The organism is Bifidobacterium tsurumiense (assembly GCF_000741765.1).
GTDB lineage: Bacteria > Actinomycetota > Actinomycetes > Actinomycetales > Bifidobacteriaceae > Bifidobacterium > Bifidobacterium tsurumiense.
In genome coordinates, this window is the sequence record NZ_JGZU01000003.1 from 25,316 (window position 1) to 48,889 (window position 23,574).

Sequence of the window (23,574 nt, forward strand, 5' to 3'; positions counted from 1 at the left end):
GAGGATGCAGATCTTCCCCGAGAAGATTTCGCGTTCCCGGATTGAGACGCCCCGCTGACTATTCTGCGTCCCATCAGTGTCCGCTGCTTTCGCGAGCCTGCAAGGCATGAACCACAACCGGCCCCATATCGGTAATATCACCGGCACCAACGGTGAAGACAACATCACCGCTCCGTACACGCAAAGCCACCATCTGAGCCGCAACCTGCATGTCTGCAACCGCGGAAATCCAATTATCCGAAGGCTTCATTCCTTGAGCCTCATCAACTATGCTCTGTGCCCCCACACCAGGGAAATCCTCCTGCTTCTCTCGCGCTGGATACACGCCCGTTACGATGACATCATCGGCCAATGAAAGCGCCTGAGCGAATTCATGCGCAAAGAACTTGGTACGTGAGAACAGATGAGGTTGGAATAGCACATGCAATCTCGCCTGCGGATAGCGGCGACGTGCGGCTTGCAATAACGCTTCGATCTCCGTGGGATGATGGGCATAATCATCAACCACCTGCACGCCATCTGCCTGACCGCGCAGCTGGAAACGACGCGATGCACCGAGAAAACCGGCAGCGGCTGCGCTAGCTTGCTCAATGCCCATACCCAACAGATGTGCTGCCACAATAGCCGCGGTTGCATTACGGGCATTGTGGATTCCTGGGATGCGAAGCTGGACAGGCACCTCGATTCCATCCTGCGCCTGGCTCAACTCAGACGGCCAAATAAGCGTAAACCGTTCTGCCCCATCCTGTTCATGCTCGCTTTCGTGCACGATCTGCACCAATGCCGCTTCATGCAAATCACCAAGCTCTTCAGCGCTGCGCGTGGAATAAACTATGGTATGTTCCAGCACCTGTGCATCAAGAGCGTTGAGAACCTGTAACGCGCCTTCGTCATCACCGCAGATCACGACATACCGCTTGGCATGCCCTGCGTGACGGACGAATGCTGCTCGATAGCGTTCCGCCGTGCCGTAATGGTCAAGATGGTCGGCCTCAACATTGGTAATAACCACAATGTCCGGATGATATTTATCAAAGCTTCCGTCTGATTCATCGGCTTCGGCCACAAATGCCGATCCTGAGCCAGCATGGCCGCCATCCAAAGTCCCGCCATCCGAACTTTGGATTGAACCACCTATTGCATAACTCGGATCAGCCAACGAGCCTTGCCCTTGGAGCAAAATATGTGCCAATAGCGAGCTCGTCGTCGTTTTGCCATGGGCTCCGGCCACAGTCACCGAATGCTTGGTTTGCATAATCAGAGAGAGAATATCGCTGCGATGCACAATCTGCGAACCTTGACGGACGGCCTCAACGATTTCCGGATTGTCAGCGCGCACCGCACTGGAATACACCACAGTCTTGGCTCCATGAACATGGGAGGCATCGTGGCCGATACTCACCGTAATGCCAAGGCTTTGCAAGCGCTGTGTTTTGGCATTGCTGCTCCGATCTGAACCGCTGACTTCAACGCCTTGCTCATGCAATATCTCAGCCAGAACACTCATACCTGCACCGCCGATGCCTATGAAATGAGTATGTCCCAGATCTTGAATACCCTGCGACGAGCCGAAAGCCGCCTTGGTTGGATCAAGCTTGATTGATTCCGCATTGCTCGTGATTTCAGACAAAACCGTAACACTCCCTTGCACAGTATTCAGACTTCCACCATTATGGCGTATGGACTTGGTCTAAAAGTCACGCCATATGCGATGTGCACACTATTACACCAATTCCAGAATGCGCTGCGCCATAACATCGGCAGCATCCCGTATGCCATATTTCCATGCCTGCGCACTCATATTGTGCAAAGTGCGCGTATCGGAAAGCAAAGACGGGAGTTGTGTACGCACCCAATCGGCGTCAAATGAAGCATCGTCCACCATCATGCCGCCGCCTGCCTCGACCACTGGCTGTGCATTGAACCGCTGTTCGCCATTGCCGATTGGCAGTGGCACATAAACAGCGGGAACACCCAAGGCGGAAAGTTCACACACGGTGCCAGCACCGGATCGGCAAATCACCAAATCAGCACAGGCAAAGGCAAAATCGATACGCTCCAAATATTCAGCCACATGGTAATCGCCTTGCATCGCATGCTCCGGCGCCAAGTCATTCAGCGCCGATTCGCCGATGGTTTCGCTCACGGTGCGTCTAACCTCATCGATTTTTCCACGACCAGTGAGATGAATGACCTGGGCCTGAGCCAACACATAAGGAGCGGCTTGGGAAACCGCCCTGTTCAAACTGAGAGCACCTAATGACCCTCCAGTAACCACCACTATGGGACGCATGGGATCGAGCCCCAAGGCCGTGGCTGCCCGCTTACGTGCATCAACACGGCTCTTGGTCAACTCACTGCATAATTGCGCTATTGCAGGGCGCAGCGGCAATCCGACTCTCTCCATGCGACCCGCTCCGCGAGTCCGCAAACCAGTATTGTCAAAAGCGGTGCCGATAAAGTCCGCCCACCGACTCGCCAGCTTATTGGCCATGCCTGCGCGGGCATTTTGTTCATGCACAGCAATCGGGATATGCAATTTATGCGCTGCCGAATAGACAGGAGCCGAGGCATACCCGCCGAATCCTGCAACCACTTGGGCACCACGACGCTGCAAGATCTCTTTCACCTTGCGATTTTCGCGCATCCACTTGGCGGGGAATTGCAGAGCCTGGGCGTTGGGTCTTCTCGGGAATGGAACCTTTTCAATGGCTTCCAATTCATAGCCCGCCTGCGGAACCAAATCCTTTTCCAAGCCAGACAAGGTACCGATAACACCGATTTGCGCATTCGGTTCGATTCGGCAAATGGCATCGGCCACGGCCAATAAAGGATTCACATGTCCAGCGGTTCCACCGCCAGCCAACACAATAGAAGTCACAGAACCACCCATATTCACGACCTTAGCGCAGAGACATCCGCTTGAACATGCGGATGTGAGCGCATCATCGATATGGCGACACCTGCTGCCGCCAAGCACATGATCAGCGACGAACCACCTGCAGAAACGAATGGCATAGGCACACCCATAACCGGCAGCAAGCCGACAACCACCATAATATTAACCAGTCCCTGTCCGACCAACCAGACGGTTACGCAAACCAAGACCATGGAAACATAGCGATCCTTGGTTTTTACGGCAACGCACAGCAGACACCAGCCGAGAACCACAAACAGGAGTATCACCATAGCGGCTCCGATGAATCCCATTTCCTCGCCGATTATGGCGAAAATAAAATCATTATGAGCCTCGGGAAGGTAATTCCATTTCTCGCGGGAATTGCCAATTCCCACACCCCATAATCCACCAGAAGCCATCGCATACTTGGCGTGCACCGATTGGTAGCACACACTGAGGGCATCGTCACCGCTGCAATCACCATAGGCTGCGAATATGCGATTGAGTCGATTGGGGCTGGTGATGACAACAGCAAGAATAAGAGCTCCCAGAGCGCCGATTATGGCAAGCATCCATTTCCAAGGGAAACCGCCGATGATGAATGCAGTGGCACCGATGAATACGACAATCATGGCCGTACCCAAATCCTTACCCAGCAGCACAGCACCGAGGCAGGCTCCAAACATCAAGGTTGGGAATAGAAAGGCTTTATCGCCTTGTTTAGCCGCACGTTGCTGCGCAATGGACATGGCTTGAGGAAGCCAGACGCACAAAGCCAACTTCATGACCTCTGCCGGCTGCATGGTGAATACTCCGGCTATATTGATCCAGCCTGTGTTGCCATTGACCTCCACTCCAAGTGGGGTCAGTGTCAGCAACTGCAGGATTATGGCGATTATGAGGAATAAACCGCTGAATCGCTGATAAAACCCCACAGGCAACTTCATCGCCACAAAGCCAAGCACAAGGCCAAGCACGCAATACATGCCCTGGCTGAGGGCTTGCTTCCACGGCGAAACACCTGCAGAGATCATGGTCACCGCTGAGCTGGAGAACACCATGACCACGCCAAAACATGTGAGAATGATGACTGCAATACGGAAACCGTGGTAGCACCACAGAGGATTGAGCATGCTCCGGATGCCGGTAAATCTGGTAAAAGCTTCCGCGTCTGCTGGAACGCTGCGATTCGAGGGGTGCGCATTACCCAAGGCATTGCGAGAAGAGCCTGTTTTCCTCTTCTTCGCCGGTGTTGCCTTTTTCGAAGAACGCAACCCTTCAAATGATGAGGAGGCACGGCTTGACTTGGCAGCCGTTGACGTCCTCCCCTTTCTCGAGGAGGCTGATGTCGATGAAGAGCGAGCCGCTTTGGAAGAGGCTGAGCGCGGGGTTTGTTTAGCGCCTGCCATGTTCCTGCACCCAACGACGTGCCTGTTCGGCGAACTGATTGCCACGATCAGCGTAGGACACGAATTGATCCATGGATGCGCAAGCGGGAGCCATCAGTACCACATCTCCGAAATCAGCATATGCTCCAGCAGCATCAACCGTACGCCGCATAACAGTTCCAGTGTCCGCAGGATCGATTCGCGTAATCGGTATCTGTGGCGCTTGGGATGCAAAAGCCTCCACCATAGGTTCCTGGTCGACGCCGATGATTACTGCCGCTTTGATTCGTGAGGCCTGTTCTTTCACCAAATGATCGAAGCGGCCACCTTTTGCCAGTCCTCCGGCAATCCACACCACACTGCCTTGGGCAAAACTGCTCAAAGAAGCATTGGCGGCATGTGCATTCGTGGCTTTGGAATCATCGACAAAACGAATTGCCGGTCCATTCGGATCATCATCGGACTGTGGCAGAGACGCAACGATTTGAATACGATGACCACCAGGAGCGAAGCCACGCAGACCCTCGATCGCCTTGTTAAGATCCGCGCCCAGTCCCAGTGCCAAGGCCAGAGCCGTCATGGCATCAGCCAAAAGATGCGGATACACCGTTCCATCGGGTTCGCATAAATGGGAGAAAGACCGTATTGCTGCGATCCGTTTGGGTTCACCGACCTTTGCACCGGCCACACCGCTACGATCAACGATCCACCCATCTTCAACACCGATCTGCCCGGATTGGGGCTCATGCAGCGTGAATCCTATGCGCAAGCATGATGCTTCGGTCTTCGCTCGCTTCGCCAAATCACTCACACGAGCGTCATCGGCGTTATACACCAAGGCCTTACGAACTCCTTGAAATACGGTGGATTTGTCTTTGACATAACCTTCGATGCCGCCATGCCAATCCAAATGATCGTCATCGATATTGGTTATTGCGGCGCACTCCAAAGCCAAGGACGAAGTGAAATGCAGTTGGAATGAGCTCAATTCCACACAAAGTGCATCATGAGAAGGCTCTAGTGCCGCATGGGATACCGCCTTGCCGATATTGCCCACGGCAGGGGCATCCATTCCGCATGCTTGCAACATGGCCGATGTCATCTCGGTTGTGGAAGTCTTTCCGTTGGTGCCGGTTATTCCGATCCAAGGAGCCGGCTGATCACTATGTTGCGCCTGAACTCGCAGACGCCATGCCAATTCCACTTCGCTGATCACAGGGATATTGCGCTGCTGGGCTTCGAGTATGAATGACGTTCTTGGATTGAATACCGGAGAGGTCACCACCAAATCGATTTCCTGCCAAGGAATATCGGAGAAAGCATGAATATCGGCTTCGGCCTTATGCTCATCGACGCTGAGAACTCGACGGGCACGCGGTCGCAGCACTTCCATAACGCTGCGTCCTGAAATCCCCAGTCCTGCCACAAGAACCGTGGTTTGTGCCAAATCCATAATCAATCACACTTTCCGTATTCCGTGTTATCAGAAAACACAGTCTTCATGCTTCTTAGTTCAAAAGACCTGAACGGCCAGCCCAATCCGCATAGAAAATCATCAATCCCGTCAACACAAACATGAGCTCGATCATCCAGAATCGGACCACGACCTTGGATTCGCTCCATCCCTTCAATTCATAATGGTGATGAATGGGCGCCATGCGGAACACTCGTTTATGGGTCAGCTTGAAGCACCCGACCTGAATCACATCGGACAACGCCTCGACCACATACAATCCACCGATGATTACCGCAAGGAACTCGCTATGCGTTGCGATGGAAAGCGCGCAGAACAAGCCGCCGAGAGCCAAGGAGCCGGTATCTCCCATGAATATGGTCGCCGGATTGGAATTGAACCACAGGAATCCAAAGCAGGACACCGCGGCGCACACGGCGATAATCGTCAGATCCAAGGGATCCGAGACCGCATACGCATATCCACCATGGCTGTTGCCTAGCAGATGGTAGCTTTCCCAGAATGCGATCAGGCCATATCCTGCGAAGGCGATCATCGAAGAGCCAGCGGCCAGGCCATCCAAACCATCGGTCAGATTGACCGCATTCGTCCACGCGGTCATGAGGAAATTCACCCAGACGACGAAGATGATAACCGCCAGAACAGGACCGAACATATCGAATCTGATGAATGGCTGTTCAATAAAACTGATACCCGGCTGCGCACTAGGGAATCCTGACTTTGTCGGAATAAGCAGAGCCAGCACTGCGTAAATAGTGGCCAAGATGAATTGGCCTATAAATTTCGCTCGCACTGACAAACCGAGATTCTGCTTTTTACGCACTTTGGCAAAATCATCGATGAAACCGAGCAAGCCCATGGACAGCATCGCGAATAGCACCAAAAGCGCAGAAGATGAAGGGCCGTCGCCAGTAATGATGAAGCGGTAGAGATATGAGGAAGCCCATCCCAGAACAATCGCCAGATTGATGACCACTCCGCCCATAGTCGGCGTGCCTCGTTTGAGTTGGTGAGACTGCGGGCCGTCCTGACGGATGTACTGACCATAATGCAGCTTATCCACCACATTGATGAGCAACGGAGTGCCGATGATCACCACGACCAGCGACACCACAATACCTATTATGAGCGAAATCAACGCTTGAACTCCACTTCTGCCATGCCCTCAGGGCCTGTTACGTTTTACTCGTTTTCCCAGTGTTCTGCCAAGGTACTTAATCCGGAGAAATGCGAACCTTTCAATAGCACCACCGTATTGGGGTGTTCTCGTGCGATATCGCAGACCAGCTCATCCGCCTGCTCTGTGTTATGCACCCAGTGTACTGACACGTTCGTATCGCCTTGTGCTGCATCGCTACCGCCCTGACTCATTGCCCCAGCCCAAGCGTCGAATTGTGCATCGCTTTCACTGCCCACGGCAATCAGGCAACGCACCCCTGATTGAACGGCGTATGCGCCTATTTCCTTATGCAAGCGTTCCGCATCATCTCCGAGCTCGAGCATGGCTCCCAAAACGGCGACTTTGTATGGCTGTGTCTGAGTGTCATTGCCCTGCCAAGCCATCATCCCGTTGATACCGGCACGCATCGAATCCGGATTGGCATTGAAGGAATCGTCAATAAGCGTGAAGCTTGTGCCGCGCCTCGTCACTGTGGACACCGCCATGCGGTGAGGGCTTATGCGATGCAGGGATTGAAGCCCCAGGGCCACCTGTTCCAATGACATGCCACATTCGAGAGCCACGGTTGCAGCCGCCAAGGCGTTCATCACATTATGTTCTCCACCGATGCCGAGCTGCACCCGGATGCCGCCCCGCTTGGTTTCCATATCGAATGCGGGTCGTCCCAAGCCATCCAACTGGATATTGCCGGCCTTCACCCCTTCGTGGGCATCACCCAAGCCAAACCACAGCACATGATCGCTAAGCGGCGCCATTGCTGCCACCCGTTCGTCATCCCCATTGAGCACAGCGATGCCACCAGGAACCAGACCACGTACTATCTCGCTTTTGGCCTGGGCAATATGCTCAACCGAGCCGAATTCCCCAAGATGTGCGACACCGACTTTGAGCACCACAGCAATATCAGGCGGGGCGATGCGAGTCAAATGGGCGATTTCACCGATATGGTTGGCACCCATTTCGGCAACCAGGAAGCGGGTATGCTCCCCTACCTGCAAAGCCGTAAGCGGCAGGCCTATTTCATTGTTGAACGAACCCACCGGAGCGACTGTCGGCCCTAGTGAGGAAAGCAGGGAGAACAGCATATCCTTGGTGGTGGTTTTGCCAACAGAACCCGTGATGCCGATTATCGTGAACTCGCCAGCTGAAGCTCTTCGCAGCTCAACATTGCGCTGCGCAAGCAATCCGAGTGCCGCAACGCTGTTATGGACGAGAATCTGCGGAATTGAAACGTCAGGAATCAAGTGCTCGACCAATGCCGCAACAGCACCGGCCTCGCCCGCACCTGCCACGAAGTCGTGTCCATCAACACGCTCGCCTTTGATCGCCACAAATACGCTTCCAGACCGTATCTGGCGTGAATCGGTTACCGCAGATGTGATGATCGCATCTGCATCACTTTGCGAACGGGTACGCAATTCACCCTGTACCGCATGCGCAACATCACCTACGCTCATGGGCATCATGGCTGCATTTTCCTCTGTATTCATGCTTTCTTCCTCACGCATCCTCTGAACCGGTGAAGGTTCCATGACGAAAACCTGCAAGTATTGTTTCGGATTGTTATCGGAGCTCTCGAGACACCCTCAGCGCGCTGCGGATATTAGGCTTGCGCACACCAGCCGCCATCACCATCGCGATGGAAAGCGATAGGTGGCGTTGCGAATCGGTATCATGCACCAAATCTGTTTGCGAGGCCAATTCATCGGATTCCTCGTCACGTATGCTCATGGTGGCTTGTCTATCCAAGGTAAAGCCATAGCGGTTGCGCAGTTGCTCCGTATATGCTTTGCGATCCCTGTGTGCTTCGGAACCCTCCGCTCCCAAGACATCCACTTGCACTGACTGCAATGCGCCTTGCCGCAAGGTATCGTCATCCAAAGCTATTATCGCCGCAGCGGCCCCGTCTTCTGCGCACACGGACAAAATATGCTGGATATCCAATATTCCCAAGGGATGCGTGACTGGCATCGTGCGTTCCAGCGAAGTCGTGCCTGCTGCGCTGATGACACCGACTGGATTGCCGAGCATATGAAGAAAATCCGCAAGGCGAATCACATTGGCCCACACATCATCCTTGTTCTCCCCGCCAATGGCGAACACCGCCAGCGCATTAGAAGGGGAACCTGCAATATCACTTGCCAGCAAACCCAGTTGCTGGTCTGTCGGCTCGGCGAACATCACCGGGAATTGAGGGGATTCCATAATCGGCCGCATGGAATGTGGCAGAACCGCAGCATAGGCGCCCTTTTCCTGGACCTGCGCCAATACGCGCTGACTGATCTTGGATTGAGGAATGAACAACGCACCCGGTCGCACTGAATCCACATCATCGGCCAACGATGTCACCGTAACCGCGGATGCGAATGAAGGCACCAGATCGAATCCGTACCGTTCAGGCACATATCCCAGCGTAATGCGCTGTGCTATGGCTTCGCTCACTGAGCTCATTCCCTGTGCCTTTCCAATTTCCGACCGTTACCACGTTACTGCAATAGCATCAGTGCGTGGAGTGGACGCGGGGACTTCATACTTCTGCATAAGGAATTCACTTATTTGCTTGAAGACAGGTCCCGATGTCAATCCGCCGTAGCTGCCCTGGGGATCTTTCATTACCACGGTCACTACGAATCGCGGATTATCAGCCGGGATTATGCCGGACCAATCACTGATGATAGAGGTAAGTCTTCCATCACTTCCGGCAACTTCGGCAGTGCCACTCTTTGCCGCTACGCGATATCCGTCGACCCCTGCGAATTTCGAGTAATGCTCTGCTGAAGATTCCATGGCATTCATCATCTGGGATGCGACCTGTTCATCGATGACCCGTGTGGGTTCACCGGTTTTCGCATCCTCGGTATGTCCATTAGCATCCGTTACCGATTTGATAATCGATTGTTGCTGCTTCACGCCCTTATTCGCAATCGTGGCGATGGCATTGGTCACTTGCAAGGCATTGGTTGCATAACCCTGACCGAACAGCACCGTATTTTGCGTACGACCGTCCCAGCTTGCGGCACTGGTGAGCACACCATCCGACTCACCTGGAAGTCCCAGGCCATCCTGTCCGATGCCGAACTTGCTCAGGAATTCATACCGCTGTTCATTCGAGAAGTTCTCACCGGCCATAACCATGCCGACATTGGACGACTGCTCAAGAATTCCAGCCAAAGTCCAGTGCTCATCACCATGTTGCGTCGCATCTTTAAAAGTCTGACCGTTCTTGGTGATCGTTCCCGGCACGGTGAACTGATCGGTGAGCTGATGCGCACCGGATTGCAGCATTCCGGCCATGGAGAACACCTTGCCAATGGAACCGGGCTCGAAGGTCTGGCTCACAGCCCTTGAGGTATTGAGCTTGGCGTCGTCGCTTCCGGCCTCATATTGGTCGGTATCTTCCAAAGCCAAAATCTGGCCGTTCTGGACATCCTGAACGACGGCAATCGCCCAATCCGCCTTGTATTGCTCCTTGGCATCGCTCAGCACCTTCTTGACATACCAATCAACATTGGCATCAATGGTGAGCTCGACATCACTGCCATCCACGGCATCCTTGGATTCAGTGACCGTACCGGGGATTTCGACGCCTTCACCACCGCGTTCATATTTTTTATACCCGTCAGTTCCGGTCAGCACCGCGTTCTGCATCTGCTCGATGCCGGCAACGCCTGCGCCTTCATCATTCACGCCTCCGAGCAGAGCGCCCATCAACGTGCCATTGGAATACAGACGTTCGCTGCTCAATTCACCATACACGCAGCCATTCAGTCCCAAATCGTCGATACTGCGCATGACTTCCGGGGTGACTTCCTTTTTCAGCACAACGTACTGCCCGGTGCCGCTCAGCAAAGCGCCCAGCTCTTTTGCATCCATGCCCAGAATGGGAGCAAGCAGTCGGGCCACTGCAGCCGCCCCGGTTGTTCCCACCGGCTGCCCGTCGATCTGCTGGCAGTTCCCAGCAGTCTTTTCTTTGCAATCCGTCGGGACGAAGGTCTGCGCCAATTCCGGATCAGCCACGACATTGTATCGTTCGACGCTTTGAGCCAACACAGCGCCATTGGTGTCGAGAATCTTGCCTCTTTTGGCGCTTATCGTCACGGTCTTTGTCCGGCTTGCAGTCGCCGCCTGAGCCGTGGACTTGCCATTGAGCAATTGCACCGAGGCGAGCTGCCCTAGGCATGCGACCGCCACAAAAGCGAGCAGCACACCGATAACAGTGCATTTGCCCATGAAGCGATTGACTTTGAACCATCTGCTGACGTTACGCACCATCGTAATCATTGCGATTGTCCCCCAGTAGCTTGGTAACCGCTCAGATCTATGGAGATTGAGCCTTGCTGCGGAATCATGCCCATGCTTTGCGCCTTTTCAGGAAGAGATGCTTCCAAGGCATCCAATTTGGCCTGATCGTCATCCACATCCTGTATCAATTTGGAAATATTGGATTGCACCTGTGATGCTTCGAATGAGTTCTGCACCATTTGGGTACGCAGAGCCAGAGACCCGAGCAATACTGCAATGAGGAACACCACTGCAAATACCACATGGAGCAGTGGCGTGCTCCGCGTCTTGGTCCACGTTATTGCCTTGTGGAATCCCCCAACAATCCCTCCGGACACGCGACCGCCTTCAACAACTCGCAATTGCGGGCGAGCAGCAGGCGCCGCCATCTCATGTTCGCGTCCCGCAGGCGCTGCATGGGAACGTGCACTTCTCACCGTTGCTGTCATATTCAGCCCCTCCTTGTGCGGTGTCGATTGGTGTCGGCTTTGGAATCTTGCTCGAATCGCTTCCGCCACCGCTGTGGCAGCTGGCGATTGAGCTCGACCGCTCGTAAGCGCACCGAAGCGGATCGTGAATTGCGCGCGATCTCCTCTTCATCGGCTTTTATGGCGCCACGGGTCAAGGCAGTGAAGAATGGCATGTTATCTTCCGGTATGACTGGAAGGCCTGCAGGGACATCGGCAACCAATCCCTGATTCATAAAGGACTTCACCGTTTTGTCTTCCAGGGAGTGATACGACTCAACAACCAATCGGCCATGGACATTGAGTCGATTGGCAATCTGAGGCAGCGTGCGCTGCAATTTGTCCAATTCCCCATTGACTTCTATGCGCAAGGCTTGGAATACACGTTTCGCAGGGTTGCCGGATGGACGGTTGGCTTGTGGCACCACATCATCCACAATCTGCGTGAGCTGTCCGGAACTGACAAAAGCTTGTTCGTCACGGCGCTGAACAATGGCCCTTGCGATATTTCGCGCATACCGCTCTTCGCCATACACCTTGAAAATATGCGTCAATTCGCGTTCGTCATATTGCGCAAGTATCTGTTGGGCAGTGAGCGTCTGCTGTGCATCCATACGCATATCCAAAGGAGCGTCATGAGAATAAGAAAATCCGCGTTCCGTCTCATCAATTTGCAGACTTGACAGACCGAGGTCCATAAAAACAGCATCGACTCCGGATATGCCGCGTTGAGCCATCACCTCTTCGAAAGCGTCGAATGCGGCATGAACCGGCACAAACCGGTCAGCCAGGCCTTCCTGCTCCATGCGTTCAGTTGCCAGACCCAGCGCTTCGCTATCGCGATCAATGCCAATAAGCGTCGCATTTGGTGCGGCTTTCAAAAAAGCGGTGGCATGTCCGGCAAGTCCCAAAGTGCAATCGACGATAACTGATCCGGGACGAGTTGCAGCGGGAGCAACCAAATCCACGCATGCCTCGAGTAGCACCGGGCGGTGAATCGTTGAGTAATCATTCATTGTGCTCTCCATCAGAACTCCATCGCAGGCAATACGTCATCGGCTATATCCGCATATCCGTCTTCCTTTTCAGCCAGGTAGTCTTCCCAGGCCTGTCGATTCCAGATTTCAGCGCGGGTGCCTACGCCTATGACGACGATGTCATCGCCCAAATTGGCGTAGTCACGAAGCATCTGAGGCACCAGCACACGGCCTTGTTTGTCAGGATCCTGATCAACGGCGCCTGAAAGAAATACGCGGAGATATTCTCGTGCCGCCTTGTTGCCCATTGATGTGCGTTGGATCTGCATGGCAATGCGACGGAATTCGATTTGCGGCAACAAATACACACAGTGTTCCTGACCACGAGCAAGAACTAATCCATCCCCCAATTGAGTACGCATTTTTGCAGGGAGAGCCATACGACCTTTGGCGTCGATTTTGGGAGCGTATGTGCCAAGCAACAGTGGCGGAAGCCTGCAAACATTGATGTTCCTTGATTTTCCGCGGTTTCGGCAGGGTATGCTTCGTCGCGTTGTGTTGACTGGCCAGTCATGCTCCCCCACCTCCTTATCAACGGAAATTCACTACACGCGCAACTGCCTCACCACTTTACCCCACAGTTCACCATTTTTCCCCACCAATTCATAAAAATCTCACTCTTTCGCTCCACCTGTGCCACAAATTACGACACGCCGAAATATCGAGAGTGCTTGAGCACGCCCGCCCAAGGCTTGAAAAATAAGGAATCACAGAGGCCATCGACGCATATTCATGCTGCATACAGCCTTCCTTGGAATGACTGCAACATTTGAATCAAGAACGCGACCATTCCATATGCGCACACATCCATTTGCATACACATCCATATGCGCATAGCCATCCTTGGAATGATTGCAAGATTCGAATCACAGACACGGACAGTCCATATGCCCACACCCATATGCCCACACAATCCGAGCTTGCTTCCCAGCCAGCATGCGCATAATGCGATACTCGACTCAAACCGATGCCGCACACTCTTCCTCATCGTCACCAACGCTGGATGCCATATCAGACCGATATGCAGGCTCAAATTCAACTTGGGCGAAAATGATGTTTCCAAGCCAAAACCGGGATCATCGATGGCCTTCATGCCGAGAACAACAACCGAATGCTTGACGATTGGGAGTTCAACCGGCTGAAAATTCACTCACGGTTCACTTCTGAGGTTCTTGCGCAAGGCAAAACGTAGAGTGCTTGCGCTACATTTGAATGCCTGAGTTTTCGTATCAAGGAACGGATGTCCATGTCGACTTACTCCTCACAATTGCACGAGGAACAGCAGTCAATCGATCGTGCCTACAACCGACTTGACGCATTGCGCGCACAGGCCAGATCACGTCTGGCCGACGTTCGCGCGGCCGGTTCCCACGGCTCCCCAACGCAACGCACTGAGCGCGATTCCTTTGCCGCCATGTATGAGGACCGCCTCACGCAACTTCGCGCCGTTGAAGATCGTTTGGTTTTCGGACGCCTGGATGACACTCAAGGCGAGCGCCGATACATCGGGCGAATAGGACTTTCCAGCGATGAGCACGAGCCCATCCTTACCGATTGGAGAGCCGAAGCCGCACGGCCCTTCTATGAGGCGACACCTTCAAATCACGGCGACATCGTTATGCGCCGTCATATTACGCTGAGTTTCCGCGAGGTAGTCGGCGTTGAAGATGAAGTACTCGATATTCATTCCGATCAGGTCAGCGAGGCATCATCAGCCGGAACGCTTACCGGCGAAGGCGCGTTGCTCGCGTCGTTGAGCTCTCGCCGCACCGGCAAAATGACCGATATCGTTGCAACCATTCAAGCCGAACAAGATCGCATCATTCGCGCTCCTATGGATCACGCGATAGTCGTGCAGGGAGGCCCTGGCACAGGAAAAACCGCCGTGGCTTTGCACCGCGCTGCGTATTTGCTCTACACACATCGACGCATGCTCGAGCGTTCCGGAGTTCTGGTCGTCGGACCAAGCTCAACATTCCTGCACTACATCGATCAGGTTCTTCCTTCTCTTGGAGAGACCGGCGTGGTCAGCCGCACCATAGCCGATCTCATCCCCGGCATTGAAGCGACGGCAATAGATTCCCCTAGGGCCGCAATGCTGAAAGGCGAGCGCCGCATGAGGCATGCCATTGCCAATGCCGTCGCCGCAAGGGTTCGCATTCCAGAGCAGTTGCCGACAATACGCATCAACGGATTTGCCGTCCCCATGCTGCGCAGTGATATCGAACAGGCTCAGCTTGATGCCAAGCGCACTCGACAACCGCATAATAAGGCACGAGAAACCTTCATTCGATCAATGCTCTCGACCCTGCGCGTACGCTACAGCGAGCAATTGGATTACACACCAGAGCAGGCTGAGCTCAACGATGTGATGATGCAACTACGTATGAATGACACTGTGCGCAAGACTTTGAATCTGGCTTGGTTGCCCATGACCGCAACCTGGCTTATCGATCAGCTGTTCTCTAAGGCCGATCAGTTGCGCAAATACGCATCCTGGCTCAGTGAAAGCGATATCTCAACCTTGTTGCGCCCCAAGGGTTCCCCTCTTACTCAGTCCGACATACCTCTTATTGATGAGGCGATGGAATTACTCGGACCGGATCCCAAAGCGATGGCTAGACAAGCCGCCCTTGACGCAAAACGTGCCGAAGAAGAGCAATTTGCCAAGGACACCTTGGCTCAAGCCGGAATTGGTTCAGGTATTGTCACATCACAAATGCTGCTCGACCATATCAACGGCGCCGATGCGGAACTCACCGCACAACGCGCGGCAGCCGATCGCGAATGGACATACGGTCATGTCGTGGTTGACGAGGCACAGGAACTGACGCCTATGGAATGGCGTATGCTGATTCGCCGCTGCCCCACCCGATCGTTCACCATCGTCGGCGATGTGGCGCAAACCACCGCTCTTGGCGGCACTCGCCGCTGGAGCAAGACCATGAACGCATTATTCGGAGAAGCCAGCTGGGATTTGCATGAGTTAACCATCAACTATCGCAATCCTCAGGAGGTTTCTGAACTTGCTTCTGATTTTGCGCAATCCGAGGGCCTTTACATTTCCACGGTGAATGCAGTGCGTACCATCCCCGATTCTGTTGCTCGCATTACGACAAACACCAACGCCGAGCTTATGGATGAAGTGAGCACACAAGCTCTTGATCTGGTTCAGCAATTCGTTGCAGATGACGGCACAGGACGTGTGGCGATTATCGCCCCGCGCAATCTTATTAACCCCTTACGCAATTCGATACGTCATTCACTCCATGAGCATCTGGATGCCGATCGATTTGAACGGCTTGATCAACAGCAGACCTGGGATGAACAGATTAGTGTCTGTGACACCCAAACCGTCAAGGGTTTGGAATACGACGCCGTCATCGTCGTCCAGCCTGGCGCCATCCAAGAGGAAGCTCCTTCACGACTGGTAGCGGCATCCGATCTGTATGTGGCCATGACCCGTCCGACACAACGTCTGCTTATAGTGCGGACACAGGAAGGCGAAAACGAATTAGCGTTCTAAGGTGGAACCATGCCTAAAGCACTGTTATTGGAGAATATCCATCCTTTTGCCGCTGAATCCTTACGAGATCACGGCTTTGAAGTTGAGACCCGCAAAGGGGCTCTGTCCCAAGACGAACTTATTGACGCTCTTGAAGGCGTTGACCTTTTAGGCATACGATCTAAGACCAATGTGACCCAGGCAGTTATAGACGCGCGTCCTGAACTGAATGCTGTCGGATGCTTCTGCATTGGCACCAATCAAGTGGATCTGGAATATGCCGGGAAACGCGGAATCGCCGTATTCAATGCACCATATTCCAATACACGATCTGTGGTTGAGCTGGTTATCGCCGACATCATTTGCCTCTTGCGCCGCATTCCCGCGCATACGCACCATATGAAGCATGGCATGTGGGACAAAACCGCATCTGGATCCCATGAGGTGCGTGGCAAAACGCTAGGCATCATCGGTTACGGCAATATCGGCTCCCAGCTATCCGTACTTGCAGAAGCCCTCGGCATGCGTGTGATCTTCTATGATCTGGACGAAAAGCTTGCCATGGGCAATGCCAAGCGTATGCGTAATCTCAATGATCTGCTTGAGCAGGCCGATGCAGTAACCCTGCATGTCGATGGTCGCAAGTCAAATACCGGTTTCTTCGGCGAAGAACAATTCGCTCATATGAAGCAGGATGCGATTTTCATCAATCTTTCCCGTGGATTCATCGCGGATCTCGATGCCCTGAAGCGCCATTTGCAGTCAGGACATCTCTCCGGCGCCGCAGTGGATGTGTTCCCAGTCGAACCCAAGAGCAGCGGCGATCCGTTCACCACTTCTTTGGCCGATGAAGACAATATGATTCTGACTCCTCATATCGGAGGCTCGACACTTGAGGCACAAGAGGCAATCGGCCATTTTGTCACTCAGCGTCTTGAGGATTATTGGTTCAAGGGATCAACCATGCTCTCCGTGAATCTGCCACAAATCACGCTTTCAGATTATCGTGGCGCGGCACGTATTGCGCATCTCCATGACAACTTGCCTGGAGTTCTTGCTCGCGTCAACCAGGTCTTGGGCTCAGAAAATATCAATATCACCGCCCAATCTCTTGGCACAGAGGGAGAGATTGGCTATGTGGTCACGGATGTTGCCCAGGTTCCAAGCGAATCGGCATTGGAAGCCCTCCGCAATCTCGAAGGCACTATTCGTATGAAGGTTATGAAGTAGCCTTAAGCACTTCATCGAATATGGCAAGATCCCGGTTCAGCTTGAATCCGGGATCTTGCCATATCTGAAACGCAGCACATTGCAATCTGTCGAAACATACCGTCATGAGGCGGGATTGTCACTGTTGCTTGCCTTGCTTCAATTCCTCGATTGCACGTTCAAAATCTTCCAGACCCTCGAAGTTCTGATATACGCTGGCAAATCGCAGGTATGCGACCTCGTCCAAATCATGCAGAGGCTTCAAAATAGCCTTGCCAACATCTTCTGATTTGACTTGAGCCAATCCCCGAGCCCTTAAATCCTCTTCGACCTTGAGCCCGATCATTTTCAAATCGTCTTCATTGATTGGCCTGCCCTGGCACGCTTTGCGCACACCGGAAACCACTTTGTCACGGTCAAAAGGCTCGACACTCCCAGAGCGCTTCATCACCAATAACATCGTGGTTTCCACTGTGGTGAATCGTTTTCCACAACTGAGGCATTCACGCCTTCTGCGAATGGAATGGCCGTCATCGCTAATTCGCGTATCTACGACCTTGGTAACCGGATTTTGACAAAATGGGCAATGCATGCACCCAAGAGTACCATTGCCTATTCAACAGGGACAATCAATCGTTGCCCAGGGCGTAGTGAAACCGAGTCCAAATTATTCAACTTCATCAAGCGATCAACACTTTGCGACACATCCTGGCCTGCAGGCGTGATTTCAACAGCGTATGACCATAGAGTATCGCCCGGCTGGACTGTGTAGCTCACCACTTGCGTGGGACCGGTCTGGGAATGCGCAGACTCAGGAACCGCCACAGACCACAGTGTCCAAGCGCTCACCACAGCAAGCAAGACAACAGCCACGCGTCCTCGCCAGTTCAACTTCACTTTCGACGTCTTGCGAGACGAGGCCCCATCACGAAACCGAACACCTGACGCCGTGGCATGGGAATCCCTACGAACTGCGACCACCGACATTACTTCGCCCATCTTCGTTCCTTTCGAACACATGTTCTATCGAACATCTGTACGTATCTTCGCACATCTGTTCGACTAATGCAAGGAAAACTCTCGAACAGATGTTTGATTTCACACGAAACACACGTTATGCTGGAAACATAAAGCCGAAAGGAGCCATTTGTGAGCACCACCCCATTCCCCCACCCACGTTCGCAGGATACGCAAGCCGAGAGCTCGCTCACCGAACGTCAGCGCAAGGTGCTTGGCGCCATTCGAACACATATTGCACAGCATGGCTTCGCACCTTCTTTCCGCGAAATAGGTGAAGCCGCAGGATTGAAAAGCCCGTCCTCTGTCAAGCATCAGCTCAATGTGCTTGAGGAGAAGGGGCTCATTCGCATGAACGCCAATAAGGGCCGTGCACTTGAACTTGTCGAAACCCCTCAAGAAACACCCGCTGAAACACAGCAAGCCTCTGCAACGATCCTCCCCTTCCCGCAGATCGGAGAACGCACCGAGTCCATCCTCGCTTCGCGCGATGTGCCACTTGTCGGACGAATCGCAGCAGGAACCCCCATTACCGCCGAGCAGCATGTCGATGATGTGATGCGGTTGCCAGAAAGGCTTACCGGAACCGGCAATCTGTTCATGCTCGAAGTCCATGGTGATTCCATGGTTGATGCTGCAATTTGCGATGGCGATTTCGTGGTCGTACGAGAGCAGCATTCAGCATCAAACGGCGATATCGTTGCGGCTTTGCTTGATGATGAGGCCACAGTCAAAACCTTCCGCCAAGACAATGACCATATTTGGCTTATGCCGCACAACCCCGCATACTCTCCCATTGACGGAACTCATGCCACCATCATGGGAAAAGTGGTGACAGTACTGAGAAAGGTGTGAGGCCGAAATCCACTCCGGCAACAATCGCCAACAAGATAAGAGGAACGCACGATCCTGCTTCTTGAACATGTCAACGCATTACGCAAGGTGCCGGATCGACTCTCTTCGGCCCAAAACTTGGGGCCAACTGCTCAGTTACGCATAACCGCAAGGCAGGCGAAACCCGAACCAGTTGACCCATCACACCAACGTTGAGCGATTGGCGAATGCGAGTCGCATCCAAGAGCTTTTTCGGTCATGCAGATTGCATTCTGATATTGGTTTCATGCCCAAAATTAGCCGGCCAATACATTGCACAAACGGCTATAACCCCAGTCTGTTGAGGATGCCGTTATTCGCAGCTCTCAGAGCGCCCACCATCAGGCATGCACTTCTTCCTGTGCATCATCGCTATACCCCAAAGGCTCCAACTGGAAGGTGGTATGCGGAACCGAAACCGGGAAGTGTTTTTGTAAGCATTGCTGTAATTGATGCAGAACCTCAGCAGCCTCTTCCATGCTCAAATCCGGATCCACAACAATATGGGCCATAAGCACCGGCATACCAGTAGACACCGTACTCGCATGCAAATCATGGACTGCAATAACGTGATCACCTTCTTCAAGGTGGGCTCTGACCTGATCAAGATCCAATCCTTCAGGAGCCTCTTCTAATAGCACTCTCACCGCTTTATGCAAAAGCTTCAACGCCCGCGGAATCATCAGGAGTGCGATAACGCCACCTGCAACCGCATCGAATCCCGACCATCCAGTACTCAACATAACTATTGCTGAAATGACAACAGCCACCGACCCTAGGGCATCATTCATCACTTCAAGAAATGCCGCACGCATATTCATATTGTCCGCACTTGAAGACACCAGTAATGCCATGGAAACCAGATTCGCAGCCAAGCCAATGATGCCGAATATCAGCAGCAGACGGATGTCATGAATCGCATCATCCGTCGAACCAAACAGCCGCATCCCTGACTCGACAACGGCATATATGCCAACCATCAGCAACACCAATGAACCCGCAGCTGCAGTGAGCACTTCCAAACGAGCCCAGCCCCATGTTCGCGAACCTTCGGGCTTGCGGCGCATCAGCACGGCGGTAATCGTAGAAGCAACCAGCACCGAGACGTCAGTAAGCATATGTCCTGCATCAACCAAAAGAGCCAGAGAACCGGTGATCAAGGCACCTGCGACTTCGGCGATCAGCACGCCGCTTGTCATAGTCAATGTCAGCATCAATCTTCTCTGATGGAGTTCGGCTCCATGATTATGTTCGCTCATATTCACACCCTATGCGCGGATGCCACCAACTCGCAACCCTTCGGTCACCCCATCCGCAAACGGTGAAATACCGAACTCAGAACACTCAACCATGTGCGATTCACTGGTGGTTTACAACTTGGAAATACGAACGCAGGCAAAACAAAAAGAGTCCGACTCGAAAGCCGGACTCTTCAAAGAGACGAGAATGCAGATTAGAAACCGAACTTTGCAGCGGTCTCACGCAGAGTTTCTGCAGAACGCTTCAATGCGGCAAGTTCCTGATCCGAAACCGGGGTGTTGATACGGGAATCAATGCCGGAACGGTTCAGCAGCGTCGGCACGGACATGCACACATTGGAGATTCCATGGAAATCGTCCAGCAACGAGGAAACCGGAAGAATGCGGTTGGTGTCACGCATAATAGCCTCAACAATGTCAACAGCGGACATTGCAATGGCGTAGTTGGTAGCACCCTTGCCGTGGATGATCTTGTATGCAGCGTTCTTGACTTCCTGATGAATCTCTTCGCGCTTTGCGGCATCCAGAGGTTCGCGACCAGGCAGTTCCTTCCAATCAACCATTGGAACACCGCCGATGGTTGCGGAAGACCACAGAGGAACCTCGGAATCGCCGTGCTCGCCAGCGATGTAGGCGTGTACGTTCTTGACATTCACACCGGTCTGCTGTGCGATCAGGAAACGAAGACGGGCGGAATCGAGGTTGGTGCCCGAACCGAACATCTGGTTGGTCGGCAGACCTGAAAGCTTCAGGGAGACATGAGTCACCACATCCACAGGATTGGTGATAAGCATGTAGATGGCGTTTGGTGCAACCTTGACCACATTCGGGATAATCGACTTCATGATATTGATGGTCGCGCCGGCCAAATCCAGACGGGATTGACCTGGCTGCTGACGTGCGCCTGCAGTGATCACTACCATATCGGCGTCACGGCAAACCTCAACATCGTCAGAACCCTGGATGGAAACGGTTGGATAGAAGCTAGAACCGTGCTGCATATCGAGCACTTCAGCTTCCACGCGCTCCTTGGAGATGTCCTCGAGAACAATTTCGCGTGCGATGCCGCGCTGTGCGGCTGCAAAAGCGAGGGTAGAACCGACTGCGCCGGCTCCGATGATAGCAAGCTTTGTGGGCTTAATTGGCGAATCCACCATGTGCTGAACCTCTCCTAGCAGATGCTCCGGCTCCTGGCCGGATTTCATTTCGACAACATATTCACTCTATCCACACAGCATGACCTTTTTGGGCTCTATGCCCCTTGGCACACTGTGCGTTTCCTCACAATTCCGCGCCTGAAAGCAGATGCAGCCATGCCTCATTCAGGTAGCATTCCAATAACATCCAGGCATCGATAATGCGCTGTCATTACCTTCCAAAGCAGCAGATCGCCACATGCACGTAGCCGCATGTCACCGCGGCTCTTCAGCCTTCTTGTGGTGAACATGACGGCTGCATCGTATGCCGCCAATGTCCGTCAATCTATCGAAGCGTCAATGACTTGTGCGGCAAGATGATCATCCACATATGCGTGCACCATAACGCCGTCATCACGGTATTCTATATTCTCCACCTGCCCGTATTCGCGCACCCGCGAAACCAGGGAACCAGCGGTATACGGAAGCAGAGCCTCGACATACACATCCGGAGTGGGCAGCATCCCTTCCACCACGTGACGGACTTCATCCACGCCCTCGCCGGTGAACGCCGAAACCACATACGCATCGGGCATCAGGGCTTCCAAACGTTCACGCGTGGCTTCGTCTATGCGATCCGCCTTGTTGAAAACCACGATTCTCGGGATGTCCTCTGCACCATCGATATCGGCAAGCACATCGTTCACTGCATCGATCTGAGCGAATGGATCAGGATGGGAACCATCGACCACATGGACGATGAGATCAGCATCTGCCACTTCCTCGAGTGTGGATTTGAAGGCCTCGACCAATTGCGTCGGCAATCTGCGTACGAATCCAACCGTGTCCACATAGGCATAGAGACGACCATCCTTCGCTCGGGCGCGGCGCACAGCCGTATCCAATGTTGCGAATAATGCGTTCTCCACCAATTCAGAAGAGCCTGTCAGACGGTTGGTCAATGAAGACTTGCCAGCATTCGTGTAACCCACAACAGCCACAGTAGGCAATCCGAAACGACGTCGCGAACCTCGTTTCACGTCACGAGCCGGCGCCATTTGTGCTATTTGCCGCCGGAGTCTTGCAATACGAGTGCGAATCACACGACGATCCAACTCAATCTGTGTTTCACCAGGACCTCGGGAACCAATGCCGCCATCAGCTCCTGCCGCTCGACCGCCTGCCTGTCGGGACAGTGCCGCACCCCATCCTCGCAGTCGAGGGAGCATGTATTGCAATTGTGCCAACTCAACCTGGGCCTTGCCTTCACGACTGGTGGCGTGCTGGGCAAAAATATCAAGAATGACCGCGGTGCGATCCACCACTTTGACTTTGGTGGCATCTTCCAAAGCACGACGTTGACTGGGAGCCAGATCATCATCTGCAATGATGGTATCCGCTTCGTTCAAGGCAACGATATCCGCTATTTCCTTGGCTTTTCCGGATCCCACATAGGTGGCCGCATCAGGACGGTACCGATGCTGCAGAACACCGTCGCACACCACTGCTCCCGCTGTCTGCGCCAAAGCAGCCAACTCACGCAATGACTCTTCGGCTTGTTGCTGCGAACTCGTCGCACTAGACCACACACCGACCAATACCACTCGTTCAAGGCGTACCTTGCGGTATTCGACTTCGGTGACATCCTGCAACTCTCCCAAGCCGGTGACATGTTTCAGCGTATTGCGGGATTCACGCTCCTGCCATTGCCCACCGGCATCCCAGGAAGCATCCTGTCCATCATCAAGCAGAACCTGCGAGTGCCCCGACAGCACGCCCTGATCATGCTCTGTACCATCAGCGCCGGCCATTTCGCCCATGCCATCGGCTTCACGTCCATCGTCACCGT

The 23,574-nt window shown here is 53.4% G+C and carries 19 protein-coding genes; 3 read left to right on the plus strand and 16 right to left on the minus strand.

Annotation, left to right across the window (positions count from 1 at the left end):
* Positions 1-73 precede the first annotated feature (73 nt).
* From murC to mraZ, 11 genes are all read right to left on the minus strand, one after another.
* Complete coding sequence (gene murC, locus BITS_RS00995) at positions 74-1,630, minus strand: UDP-N-acetylmuramate--L-alanine ligase (RefSeq protein WP_026642988.1); 1,557 nt, start codon at positions 1,628-1,630, stop codon at positions 74-76.
* A 93-nt stretch (positions 1,631-1,723) separates the two neighbouring features.
* Complete coding sequence (locus tag BITS_RS01000) at positions 1,724-2,893, minus strand: UDP-N-acetylglucosamine--N-acetylmuramyl-(pentapeptide) pyrophosphoryl-undecaprenol N-acetylglucosamine transferase (RefSeq protein WP_026642987.1); 1,170 nt, start codon at positions 2,891-2,893, stop codon at positions 1,724-1,726.
* A gap of 2 nt (positions 2,894-2,895) precedes the next feature.
* The gene (locus BITS_RS01005; RefSeq protein WP_026642986.1) at positions 2,896-4,032 is read right to left on the minus strand and encodes an FtsW/RodA/SpoVE family cell cycle protein; all 1,137 of its coding nucleotides are present in this window, start codon (positions 4,030-4,032) and stop codon (positions 2,896-2,898) included.
* A gap of 262 nt (positions 4,033-4,294) precedes the next feature.
* The gene (gene murD, locus BITS_RS01010; protein WP_026642985.1) at positions 4,295-5,740 is read right to left on the minus strand and encodes a UDP-N-acetylmuramoyl-L-alanine--D-glutamate ligase; all 1,446 of its coding nucleotides are present in this window, start codon (positions 5,738-5,740) and stop codon (positions 4,295-4,297) included.
* Between the two features lie 55 nt (positions 5,741-5,795).
* Positions 5,796-6,899, minus strand: coding sequence for a phospho-N-acetylmuramoyl-pentapeptide-transferase (gene mraY / locus BITS_RS01015; protein WP_026642983.1), 1,104 nt, complete (start codon positions 6,897-6,899; stop codon positions 5,796-5,798).
* A gap of 44 nt (positions 6,900-6,943) precedes the next feature.
* Entirely contained in the window at positions 6,944-8,407 is a 1,464-nt protein-coding gene (locus BITS_RS01020; protein WP_026642982.1) for a UDP-N-acetylmuramoyl-tripeptide--D-alanyl-D-alanine ligase, read from the minus strand.
* Positions 8,408-8,504: 97 nt separating this feature from the next.
* Positions 8,505-9,392, minus strand: coding sequence for a hypothetical protein (locus BITS_RS01025; protein WP_026642981.1), 888 nt, complete (start codon positions 9,390-9,392; stop codon positions 8,505-8,507).
* A 27-nt stretch (positions 9,393-9,419) separates the two neighbouring features.
* Entirely contained in the window at positions 9,420-11,222 is a 1,803-nt protein-coding gene (locus tag BITS_RS01030) for a peptidoglycan D,D-transpeptidase FtsI family protein (protein ID WP_034534462.1), read from the minus strand.
* Positions 11,219-11,671 (minus strand): cell division protein FtsL, encoded by a 453-nt coding sequence (gene ftsL / locus BITS_RS01035; protein ID WP_026642979.1) that lies wholly within the window; start codon positions 11,669-11,671, stop codon positions 11,219-11,221. The genes BITS_RS01030 and ftsL overlap by 4 nt, the downstream gene beginning before the upstream one ends.
* A 2-nt stretch (positions 11,672-11,673) precedes the next feature.
* On the minus strand, positions 11,674-12,705 hold the full coding sequence (gene rsmH, locus BITS_RS01040; RefSeq protein ID WP_026642978.1) for a 16S rRNA (cytosine(1402)-N(4))-methyltransferase RsmH: 1,032 nt from the start codon (positions 12,703-12,705) through the stop codon (positions 11,674-11,676).
* An 11-nt stretch (positions 12,706-12,716) separates the two neighbouring features.
* Positions 12,717-13,208 carry a division/cell wall cluster transcriptional repressor MraZ gene (gene mraZ / locus BITS_RS01045; RefSeq protein ID WP_044259234.1) on the minus strand — a complete coding sequence of 164 codons (492 nt, stop codon included), beginning with the start codon at positions 13,206-13,208 and terminating at the stop codon, positions 12,717-12,719.
* A gap of 764 nt (positions 13,209-13,972) precedes the next feature.
* On the opposite strand from mraZ, the gene BITS_RS01055 reads away from it, so the two are divergent.
* On the plus strand, positions 13,973-16,252 hold the full coding sequence (locus BITS_RS01055; RefSeq protein WP_026642975.1) for a HelD family protein: 2,280 nt from the start codon (positions 13,973-13,975) through the stop codon (positions 16,250-16,252).
* Between the two features lie 9 nt (positions 16,253-16,261).
* Positions 16,262-17,461 carry a phosphoglycerate dehydrogenase gene (gene serA, locus BITS_RS01060; protein WP_026642974.1) on the plus strand — a complete coding sequence of 400 codons (1,200 nt, stop codon included), beginning with the start codon at positions 16,262-16,264 and terminating at the stop codon, positions 17,459-17,461.
* A gap of 118 nt (positions 17,462-17,579) precedes the next feature.
* Here serA and nrdR read toward each other — a convergent pair whose 3' ends face one another.
* Complete coding sequence (gene nrdR, locus BITS_RS01065) at positions 17,580-18,032, minus strand: transcriptional regulator NrdR (protein WP_026642973.1); 453 nt, start codon at positions 18,030-18,032, stop codon at positions 17,580-17,582.
* Between the two features lie 20 nt (positions 18,033-18,052).
* Complete coding sequence (locus BITS_RS01070) at positions 18,053-18,439, minus strand: LysM peptidoglycan-binding domain-containing protein (RefSeq protein WP_238556509.1); 387 nt, start codon at positions 18,437-18,439, stop codon at positions 18,053-18,055.
* 150 nt (positions 18,440-18,589) lie between these two features.
* Here BITS_RS01070 and lexA point away from each other — a divergent pair, with 150 nt between their 5' ends.
* Positions 18,590-19,312, plus strand: coding sequence for a transcriptional repressor LexA (gene lexA / locus BITS_RS01075; protein ID WP_026642971.1), 723 nt, complete (start codon positions 18,590-18,592; stop codon positions 19,310-19,312).
* Between the two features lie 359 nt (positions 19,313-19,671).
* Here the strand turns inward: lexA and BITS_RS01080 are convergent, their stop codons facing one another.
* From BITS_RS01080 to hflX, 3 genes are all read right to left on the minus strand, one after another.
* On the minus strand, positions 19,672-20,589 hold the full coding sequence (locus tag BITS_RS01080; RefSeq protein ID WP_026642970.1) for a cation diffusion facilitator family transporter: 918 nt from the start codon (positions 20,587-20,589) through the stop codon (positions 19,672-19,674).
* 194 nt (positions 20,590-20,783) lie between these two features.
* Positions 20,784-21,746 carry an L-lactate dehydrogenase gene (locus BITS_RS01085; protein WP_026642969.1) on the minus strand — a complete coding sequence of 321 codons (963 nt, stop codon included), beginning with the start codon at positions 21,744-21,746 and terminating at the stop codon, positions 20,784-20,786.
* 320 nt (positions 21,747-22,066) lie between these two features.
* Entirely contained in the window at positions 22,067-23,545 is a 1,479-nt protein-coding gene (gene hflX / locus BITS_RS01090) for a GTPase HflX (RefSeq protein WP_044259235.1), read from the minus strand.
* Positions 23,546-23,574 lie beyond the last annotated feature (29 nt).

Bases quoted from the DNA above. Each gene is read 5' to 3' on its own strand.
- ftsL (WP_026642979.1), bottom strand. From the start codon at position 11,671: ATGACAGCAACGGTGAGAAGTGCACGTTCCCATGCAGCGCCTGCGGGA.
- hflX (WP_044259235.1), bottom strand. From the start codon at position 23,545: ATGGGCGAAATGGCCGGCGCTGATGGTACAGAGCATGATCAGGGCGTG.
- BITS_RS01025 (WP_026642981.1), bottom strand. From the start codon at position 9,392: ATGAGCTCAGTGAGCGAAGCCATAGCACAGCGCATTACGCTGGGATAT.
- BITS_RS01000 (WP_026642987.1), bottom strand. From the start codon at position 2,893: ATGGGTGGTTCTGTGACTTCTATTGTGTTGGCTGGCGGTGGAACCGCT.
- BITS_RS01020 (WP_026642982.1), bottom strand. From the start codon at position 8,407: ATGATGCCCATGAGCGTAGGTGATGTTGCGCATGCGGTACAGGGTGAA.
- murD (WP_026642985.1), bottom strand. From the start codon at position 5,740: ATGGATTTGGCACAAACCACGGTTCTTGTGGCAGGACTGGGGATTTCA.
- BITS_RS01080 (WP_026642970.1), bottom strand. From the start codon at position 20,589: ATGAGCGAACATAATCATGGAGCCGAACTCCATCAGAGAAGATTGATG.
- BITS_RS01055 (WP_026642975.1), top strand. From the start codon at position 13,973: ATGTCGACTTACTCCTCACAATTGCACGAGGAACAGCAGTCAATCGAT.
- rsmH (WP_026642978.1), bottom strand. From the start codon at position 12,705: ATGAATGATTACTCAACGATTCACCGCCCGGTGCTACTCGAGGCATGC.
- serA (WP_026642974.1), top strand. From the start codon at position 16,262: ATGCCTAAAGCACTGTTATTGGAGAATATCCATCCTTTTGCCGCTGAA.
- BITS_RS01070 (WP_238556509.1), bottom strand. From the start codon at position 18,439: ATGGGCGAAGTAATGTCGGTGGTCGCAGTTCGTAGGGATTCCCATGCC.
- BITS_RS01030 (WP_034534462.1), bottom strand. From the start codon at position 11,222: ATGATTACGATGGTGCGTAACGTCAGCAGATGGTTCAAAGTCAATCGC.
- BITS_RS01085 (WP_026642969.1), bottom strand. From the start codon at position 21,746: ATGGTGGATTCGCCAATTAAGCCCACAAAGCTTGCTATCATCGGAGCC.
- nrdR (WP_026642973.1), bottom strand. From the start codon at position 18,032: ATGCATTGCCCATTTTGTCAAAATCCGGTTACCAAGGTCGTAGATACG.
- BITS_RS01005 (WP_026642986.1), bottom strand. From the start codon at position 4,032: ATGCTCAATCCTCTGTGGTGCTACCACGGTTTCCGTATTGCAGTCATC.